A 7642-nucleotide genomic window follows, 5' to 3' on the forward strand; every position below is an offset into this window, starting at 1 on the left:
TTCTGAGCTATCCCCACGAATAGTAAAATAAAGTCAAAGAGTTAGGGAACATTCATGGCATTTGGTGATCAGATCTTTCGCCAAAAAAAACCAACACAGAAAACACCATGAATGCACGCTCTATATTGAACAATCTTGTCTCTTTTGTCAGCCATAAAATGCATAAAACCCGCAAACAGGCCGTTGTCGCCTGTGTGCGAAGCTTGATTGAGAGCGGTTCGGCCACTGTGACCAGTATGGGGCGCGGTATCCGTTCCAATGCCTATGAGAAACACCGTATTAAGCGGGCTGACCGGCTGTTATCTAATGGTCACCTCCAGCGTGAAGTACCGTTTATCTATGCAATGATTTGCCGGTTATTTTGTACCTGTAAACATCCTGTCATTGCCGTTGACTGGTCAGATTTGGATAAGTGCAAAAAGCACTTTTTACTTCGCGCCGCAATTGTCGTTAAAGGGCGGCCTATTACCCTTTATCAGGAAGTGCATGATAGAAAAGCCAGTGCAAAAGCGACTACACATAGAGACTTTTTAGAGATATTGCACACGCTCTTACCGGATACCTGCCAGCCCATTATTGTCACTGATGCGGGCTACAAATCGCCGTGGTTTCGTGAAGTGCAGGCATTGAGATGGCATATTGTCGGACGTGTGCGAAAGCCACATTTATATTCGCTGGATGGCGGTAATGAATGGCAATCTATCGCTGAGCTTTATCTAAAGGCTACAACACGGCCCAAGCGATTTGATAACGCGCTTATCGTCAAGTCACGACCTTTTGCCTGTACCTTGGTGTTGGTTAAAGAGAAAGCGAAAGGTCGACGAGCGTTTAATGCCAATGGCTCGCGCCAACGGGATACCAATTCATTGAAATATGCTGATGGCGCAAGAGATCCGTGGCTACTGGCGACGTCATTGCCCTACCATCGTCACTTATCTAAACAAGTCATCGATATTTATCGCCAGCGCATGCAAATAGAAGAAGGCTTTCGGGATATGAAAAGCACGCGCTTTGGTCTGGGGTATGAAAATAATCGCAGCACAACCAAGACACGCATTACTGTTCTGGTCTTGCTTACCACACTGGCTTCGTTAGTGGCTGTACTGTTGGGCATGCTATTAGTTGTCAGTAACAAGCATCGACGCTTTCAGGCAAATACCGAAACAAAATCCGTACTATCCTTTCACTTTCTTGGCTTGAGAGCTTTTAACACCTCAATGCGATTTACCCTGCATCAGTGGAAAAAGACGATCCGCTGGCTTGATGAACTCACCGCTGAAGCTTGCATGAGCAAGATTACATGCTAAATTCGTGGGGATCCCTCAGGTGTAGATTTCTAATTTGTATAAACTAGATGTTACAGGCATCATACCAGCGCAGATTCTCTCCTAACATAATGGCTCATAGTGGCTAACTATGTGCTCACGTTTGCAAACTTTGAACTGCATATGTGAATAATTAAAGGTCACTATTACTTTTTCAAAAAACTGAGCCCTTCAGTAGGCTCTAGACCAAGCGCTTGGCAATATTGCACATACTCATAGACATTTAGCTTACGTTGGAATGTTTCAACTTTATTGACAAATTGGTGTGATTCATCAATCAATGCAGCGAACTGGCGAACCGTCAGTCCCTGATTTCTTCTGGCGTCTACCAGCCATCTTATCAAGGACTCGTATCGCGGATCATTTATTGCTTTTTTCGTCACGTCATTATGATGCGGTTTCCTCTTGTCCCCAAAATAGGGACAAGAGGGGGATCTGTTAATATATTGACTTTAGATAAGCCTGACATTCTATAAATAATTGAAATGAAAGAACTAACGAATGACTATACCTGCGAACATGTGAAAGAGCTTTTGAAGGTGGTCGCTCAAGCCATGTTATACAATCTATTTGAAATGAAGGAATATCGTGATGGTGTTCTTCAACTGATGGAAAATCACTCTCGAATTCAAACCGCTGCAAATTTATTCGTTGCACCTTACTATCACTATTGTTGTCAAGTATATGTCGCAGAAGGCAGAAAAGGTCTGTATAGGATTTTTGAAGAGGGCATTTCTCCAAACATTACAACTCCGTTGTTTAGCATGGAGTATATCAACATGGTTTACGCTGAAAATTATGACCGATACTGCGATGACGAATAACAAGAAATAGGCTGTTGAGTGAGATTAGACTTAACGCTTTGAATTTATTTGCATTTCCAATCTCTTTTGGTTGTGGAGTGTGCATCATTTTGATGTATTTTTTTTGGGTTTAATTTGCTGGATAATACCTATGCAAAGAAGAAATTTCTTCCGTTGCTACGGCCCTGCAATTAAGCGTAAGAGGCTTACAAAGAGGATGAATCAATGATTGATAAGCTACTCGACGACCTGGAGAATGAAAAATCAAAATTGCCTTCACTCATACATGATGTCAGAGCAGTGCTCGAAGAGAAAGGTCTGGATGACAACTATATTTATGGGAAGCTAGTGAGCTTGAGTGTCGCGAAGAGCAATCTCGAACTACTCGCAATGACAAGATTTCTGGACATGCAAGGCAGAATGATGCTAGCAGCGCGTAAAGATTACAGCTTTAAAGAACTTAACGCGTTCTATACTGTATCAAGTTGGTACTCGAATTCAGCATGATTTTTGTCGCCTTTTACCCAAGATAAAGTTTGGTGATAAGCCTGGTAAATTGCACTACTCTAGGGCGTGTTGATCTTTCGTGAGTAGTTTTTGAGCGGTATGGTAAAGAGTTATAATTTGCTTCGCCAAAAGTAAAAGAACAACTCAATACCATGCCAAGACTAATGCTAACTGATAAGCGGTGGCAAAAGCTACTTCAAGTAATGAAGAGTACAGGCCGTATTTACAATAAACCAGAACATAGAATGACGTTTGAAGGGATACTCTTCCGGCTGAGATCAGGAATTCCTTGGCGTGATTTACCAACAGAATTTGGCAGTTGGAGCGCCGTTTATCGCCGGTTCAATTTATGGTCGAAGAAAGGTTTATTGAATATGTTATTCAATGAGTTAGCCAAACTATCTGATTACGACTGGGTCTTTGCTGATGGTTCGATTGTCAAAGCTCATCAGCATAGTGCCGGAGCAGCTACTAAGGATAATGAGTGCATTGGAAAAAGCCGAGGTGGTAACTCCACAAAAATCCATTTAGCCGTGGATAGTGGTGGGCTTCCAATTTATTTTGAACTATCAGAAGGCCAGAGAAATGGCATAGCTCGGGCTCAAAGTCTGGTTGACCATTTAAGGGAAGTAAACATTTTCGTAGGTGACAAAGGCTACGATAGTGAAGCATTAAGAGAATATATTGAAGCCAAAGGAGGTATCTCCGTCATACCGAAACGGAACTATGGCCAAGATATAGACAAAGACAAAGACAGCGTTGATTGGTGCCTCTATAAATATCGCCACCTAGTTGAAAACGCCTTTGCTCGAATAAAGCATTATCGTTCAATATCAACGAGGTATGAAAAGTTAGCAAGGAATTATGCCAGCATGGTATCACTGGCATTTTCGATGATGTGGCTACCCATGTACTGCTGAGTGAAATATATGCAGTAAAGATCAACACGCCCTAGCTTCAGGTTGCTGTACTTATGTTTAAATACACCGAGATAAATTTGACTCCCGAAAAGATTATCGAAAACTTTGATGCATTGGCTCTACTCTATTCAATATATACGATTTCTTTTTTGAGTTCGATTGGTTTGACATTTGAGCTTACAGAGCTAGATAACGAAAACCCTGCAAATCGGGCACAGGCCTTAAAAAGGCTATGCGAAATTGACTCACTTTTAAAATTCTATGCGGCCATGGTTCACGTCTGATAGCAAGTGTTGGTCTTGGTTTATGAATGAATAGCTCGTAGCGTTTTCAAATTTAACACCACCGCAAATCGTCAGGCTCTACCAAGGGCATGGAATTAACGCGTTACTTGAGTGGGCGGAAGAACGAAAGTTGGACAATTTGCAGTAAAACCACAGCTTATTAATTCCCAGGCATTAAATGATAAAGCGGGAAGTAACACTTCGATTTTTTAGTCAATCCTGAACGAAAACGAATAAGTGGATAAGAGTATGACAGATAATGCTTTTGACGAAATAATGGACAATCTAAAGCATTGGACCAGTGATGAGATCCATTCACCTTCATTACTAATTTCCTTAGATGATGGTTCTTTACATTTAGGCTACTATGCGGGAATGGGGAGCTCCGATAGTTCGCCTATCGACAATTTCCCGCCACTGTATAGAACGACAATTGAGCAGCTTTATCGCCAGGGGCAACTAGAAGTCGCAGGGCGAGCATTCAGCCTATATCCAGGAAGCGGCCGTTTTAGAAAACTGGTATTTACTAAGTAATACTCTGACGCCCGGGGCGTAGCCAAAATAGAATTCTAAGACTAGATACATTTTACAGTAGTTATTTCTTCAGTCATCAATCTACAAACTCTACAGGGACTTTATACTTATGAGCACAAAAGAATGGGTTTCAGAGCCAACCGACGGTGTAGGAGTTTACCAAGATTGTATCTATGATTGGGACAATCATGTGGTTAACCCTAACCCGGCGGTAATTCAATTAGACCACTCCGCTAACACGACAGTTACGCAGAAATTCATTAACGATAAATTGGCATCACAATTTACGATGGAAGTGACTATACCCGCAAAAAAGTTTGATAAAATCGCTATCGAATGGTGCAGAAAGCGCTCTCTTAACACAAATAAATACTCAGTTGATGAGCTACTCAGCAAATGCAATCCTCCACAATATTATCTTGCGGATGAATCGACTGAAGCTTTCGAAGAGGCATTGGATGATTTAACTTTAACTCAAATAATAGATGAGCGAAACGAACAGCCTGAAATCGATGCTGACCTCGTGATGAATAATATATTCAACATATTAGCTACAGATCCTCTCGAAGCCAGATATATGCTGGAATCTAGTAACGAGTTAATTCAACTCCGAGAGGCGGGGCGAAACCTAACCCAAAAATTTCCTATACTCACCAAAATAAGTAGTGAAGATGAGCATGCGAAGGCATTGATGATGATGGAAGTGCTACTAGGAGACTATGATAATAATTTATTGCTGATTGACGCACTAAGTTGTTCTGTCGCTCGATTTGACGCTGATGAATAAGTTATAGAATAGTGGTTGATAAGATGGTCAAGTATATAAGTCAGGCTCAACAAGCATTTAATGAAATAGTGCAAAATCGACTCACAGATATCCCCTCAGAGCCACTTATTATCGTTGCTGTAGCAATATGGTATGAAGATTTCGTGCCTGACATAACTCGCTTGACCGAAATCGAGAAAATAGCAAGAGCCGGGTATCTTCTAGAGAAATTGATGACCTTTCAATGTGTGACGCGTGTCGTAAGGCTCGCGCTAACACCTACAATAGAAGAGTTGATTCGAAAGGCCTCAAGCGAGGTCGAATTGTTACCAAAGGAATCTATTTTAAATCTTAAACAGTTTTCCGGTGACGGGCTAGCACTGAGGTGGCGGCTCACGGAAGACATAAATCTACAAGTTCAAGACTTATTACCTTACCAAACGCGCACGTATTCGCATAAATAGTGGCAACTGAAAAGTAAGATAAAATGGAAATCTAAATGCCTGTTTTACGAAGTAATCATTTACCGACTCAGCATCCTGGTGTTGTATTCAAACGATACTATCTTGATAGACATAATATTAAGCTCACCGATGCTGCGAAGACGCTAGATATAGAGACCTATCACCTTAATAACTTTATCAACGGTGAGGTCACTGTTACTTACCCCTTGGCTACAAAATTGGAGAGCGTTACTGGGATATCGTCTAGTTTCTGGCTTAATTTACAGAAAAGCCACAACAGCTCTATAGATAGTTCTATGTAACCGTTAGCTGTACTTAAGACGCAAGTTGTTTTTATTTGGAAGTTGACCATAGAAACAGTAGTGGCTTAAGTCTCCGAAATTAGATTTGGTTTTGAAAATCGGACAGGTTATTTGGTTTTACGGTATATTTTAAGGATAATAAAAGAGTTTTCCCATGACTGAGCAAGAACAAAAAAACACTGATTTCTCTTCATCTGAGTCTGCGCAGGACATTTTAATGCCTTGTTTTTTTATTGCAGCATTAATATCGATGACTGACTCTACTGCTCGCATCTCACTCTCTGGTAATGATTCTGAGAAAAAAGAGCAACTAAAAAAAGAACTGAAGGAAGTTTCAGTAGTTTCTCAAAATAGAGCAGTATCAAAGCCTCGTAAGGTGCAGAATTGAATGGGAATAGATATAAGTAAGCTCTGAGGGATCCCCACGAATTTAGCATGTAATCTTGCTCATGCAAGCTTCAGCGGTGAGTTCATCAAGCCAGCGGATCGTCTTTTTCCACTGATGCAGGGTAAATCGCATTGAGGTGTTAAAAGCTCTCAAGCCAAGAAAGTGAAAGGATAGTACGGATTTTGTTTCGGTATTTGCCTGAAAGCGTCGATGCTTGTTACTGACAACTAATAGCATGCCCAACAGTACAGCCACTAACGAAGCCAGTGTGGTAAGCAAGACCAGAACAGTAATGCGTGTCTTGGTTGTGCTGCGATTATTTTCATACCCCAGACCAAAGCGCGTGCTTTTCATATCCCGAAAGCCTTCTTCTATTTGCATGCGCTGGCGATAAATATCGATGACTTGTTTAGATAAGTGACGATGGTAGGGCAATGACGTCGCCAGTAGCCACGGATCTCTTGCGCCATCAGCATATTTCAATGAATTGGTATCCCGTTGGCGCGAGCCATTGGCATTAAACGCTCGTCGACCTTTCGCTTTCTCTTTAACCAACACCAAGGTACAGGCAAAAGGTCGTGACTTGACGATAAGCGCGTTATCAAATCGCTTGGGCCGTGTTGTAGCCTTTAGATAAAGCTCAGCGATAGATTGCCATTCATTACCGCCATCCAGCGAATATAAATGTGGCTTTCGCACACGTCCGACAATATGCCATCTCAATGCCTGCACTTCACGAAACCACGGCGATTTGTAGCCCGCATCAGTGACAATAATGGGCTGGCAGGTATCCGGTAAGAGCGTGTGCAATATCTCTAAAAAGTCTCTATGTGTAGTCGCTTTTGCACTGGCTTTTCTATCATGCACTTCCTGATAAAGGGTAATAGGCCGCCCTTTAACGACAATTGCGGCGCGAAGTAAAAAGTGCTTTTTGCACTTATCCAAATCTGACCAGTCAACGGCAATGACAGGATGTTTACAGGTACAAAATAACCGGCAAATCATTGCATAGATAAACGGTACTTCACGCTGGAGGTGACCATTAGATAACAGCCGGTCAGCCCGCTTAATACGGTGTTTCTCATAGGCATTGGAACGGATACCGCGCCCCATACTGGTCACAGTGGCCGAACCGCTCTCAATCAAGCTTCGCACACAGGCGACAACGGCCTGTTTGCGGGTTTTATGCATTTTATGGCTGACAAAAGAGACAAGATTGTTCAATATAGAGCGTGCATTCATGGTGTTTTCTGTGTTGGTTTTTTTTGGCGAAAGATCTGATCACCAAATGCCATGAATGTTCCCTAACTCTTTGACTTTATTTTACTATTCGTGGGGATAGCTCAGAA

9 protein-coding genes are annotated in these 7642 nt (G+C 41.9%); 8 read left to right on the forward strand and 1 reads right to left on the reverse strand.

Annotated features, from left to right (window positions below; all coding sequences use genetic code 11):
- Nucleotides 1–107: 107 nt before the first annotated feature.
- The 8 genes from D9T21_RS00780 (at nt 108) to D9T21_RS00830 (ending at nt 6293) form a co-directional block, all read left to right on the forward strand.
- The gene (locus D9T21_RS00780; protein WP_100970741.1) at nt 108–1307 is read left to right on the forward strand and encodes an IS4 family transposase; all 1200 of its coding nucleotides are present in this window, start codon (nt 108–110) and stop codon (nt 1305–1307) included.
- 503 nt (nt 1308–1810) lie between these two features.
- Complete coding sequence (locus D9T21_RS00790; RefSeq protein ID WP_123323297.1) at nt 1811–2149, forward strand: hypothetical protein; 339 nt, start codon at nt 1811–1813, stop codon at nt 2147–2149.
- 204 nt (nt 2150–2353) lie between these two features.
- Nucleotides 2354–2635, forward strand: coding sequence for a hypothetical protein (locus D9T21_RS00795; RefSeq protein ID WP_123323298.1), 282 nt, complete (start codon nt 2354–2356; stop codon nt 2633–2635).
- Nucleotides 2636–2787: 152 nt separating this feature from the next.
- The gene (locus D9T21_RS00800; protein ID WP_123323299.1) at nt 2788–3555 is read left to right on the forward strand and encodes an IS5 family transposase; all 768 of its coding nucleotides are present in this window, start codon (nt 2788–2790) and stop codon (nt 3553–3555) included.
- A 533-nt stretch (nt 3556–4088) separates the two neighbouring features.
- Nucleotides 4089–4373, forward strand: a complete 285-nt coding sequence (locus D9T21_RS00810) for a hypothetical protein (RefSeq protein WP_123323301.1) — start codon at nt 4089–4091, stop codon at nt 4371–4373.
- Nucleotides 4374–4482: 109 nt separating this feature from the next.
- A complete protein-coding gene (locus tag D9T21_RS00815) occupies nt 4483–5160 on the forward strand; it encodes a hypothetical protein (protein ID WP_123323302.1) in 678 nt (225 codons plus the stop codon).
- A gap of 478 nt (nt 5161–5638) precedes the next feature.
- A complete protein-coding gene (locus D9T21_RS23235) occupies nt 5639–5905 on the forward strand; it encodes a HigA family addiction module antitoxin (RefSeq protein ID WP_123323304.1) in 267 nt (88 codons plus the stop codon).
- Nucleotides 5906–6059: 154 nt separating this feature from the next.
- Entirely contained in the window at nt 6060–6293 is a 234-nt protein-coding gene (locus tag D9T21_RS00830) for a hypothetical protein (RefSeq protein ID WP_123323305.1), read from the forward strand.
- A 42-nt stretch (nt 6294–6335) separates the two neighbouring features.
- On the opposite strand, the gene D9T21_RS00835 is transcribed toward D9T21_RS00830, so the two are convergent.
- Nucleotides 6336–7535 (reverse strand): IS4 family transposase, encoded by a 1200-nt coding sequence (locus D9T21_RS00835; RefSeq protein WP_100970741.1) that lies wholly within the window; start codon nt 7533–7535, stop codon nt 6336–6338.
- Nucleotides 7536–7642: the final 107 nt, after the last annotated feature.

Origin of the sequence: Marisediminitalea oceani, assembly GCF_003731635.1 — a bacterium.
GTDB lineage: Bacteria > Pseudomonadota > Gammaproteobacteria > Enterobacterales > Alteromonadaceae > Alteromonas > Alteromonas oceani.

What these genes read in the sequence shown, in the direction of transcription:
- D9T21_RS00780 (WP_100970741.1), top strand. Translation starts at nt 108, where the DNA reads ATGAATGCACGCTCTATATTGAACAATCTTGTCTCTTTTGTCAGCCAT.
- D9T21_RS00790 (WP_123323297.1), top strand. Translation starts at nt 1,811, where the DNA reads ATGAAAGAACTAACGAATGACTATACCTGCGAACATGTGAAAGAGCTT.
- D9T21_RS00795 (WP_123323298.1), top strand. Translation starts at nt 2,354, where the DNA reads ATGATTGATAAGCTACTCGACGACCTGGAGAATGAAAAATCAAAATTG.
- D9T21_RS00800 (WP_123323299.1), top strand. Translation starts at nt 2,788, where the DNA reads ATGCCAAGACTAATGCTAACTGATAAGCGGTGGCAAAAGCTACTTCAA.
- D9T21_RS00810 (WP_123323301.1), top strand. Translation starts at nt 4,089, where the DNA reads ATGACAGATAATGCTTTTGACGAAATAATGGACAATCTAAAGCATTGG.
- D9T21_RS00815 (WP_123323302.1), top strand. Translation starts at nt 4,483, where the DNA reads ATGAGCACAAAAGAATGGGTTTCAGAGCCAACCGACGGTGTAGGAGTT.
- D9T21_RS23235 (WP_123323304.1), top strand. Translation starts at nt 5,639, where the DNA reads ATGCCTGTTTTACGAAGTAATCATTTACCGACTCAGCATCCTGGTGTT.
- D9T21_RS00830 (WP_123323305.1), top strand. Translation starts at nt 6,060, where the DNA reads ATGACTGAGCAAGAACAAAAAAACACTGATTTCTCTTCATCTGAGTCT.
- D9T21_RS00835 (WP_100970741.1), bottom strand. Translation starts at nt 7,535, where the DNA reads ATGAATGCACGCTCTATATTGAACAATCTTGTCTCTTTTGTCAGCCAT.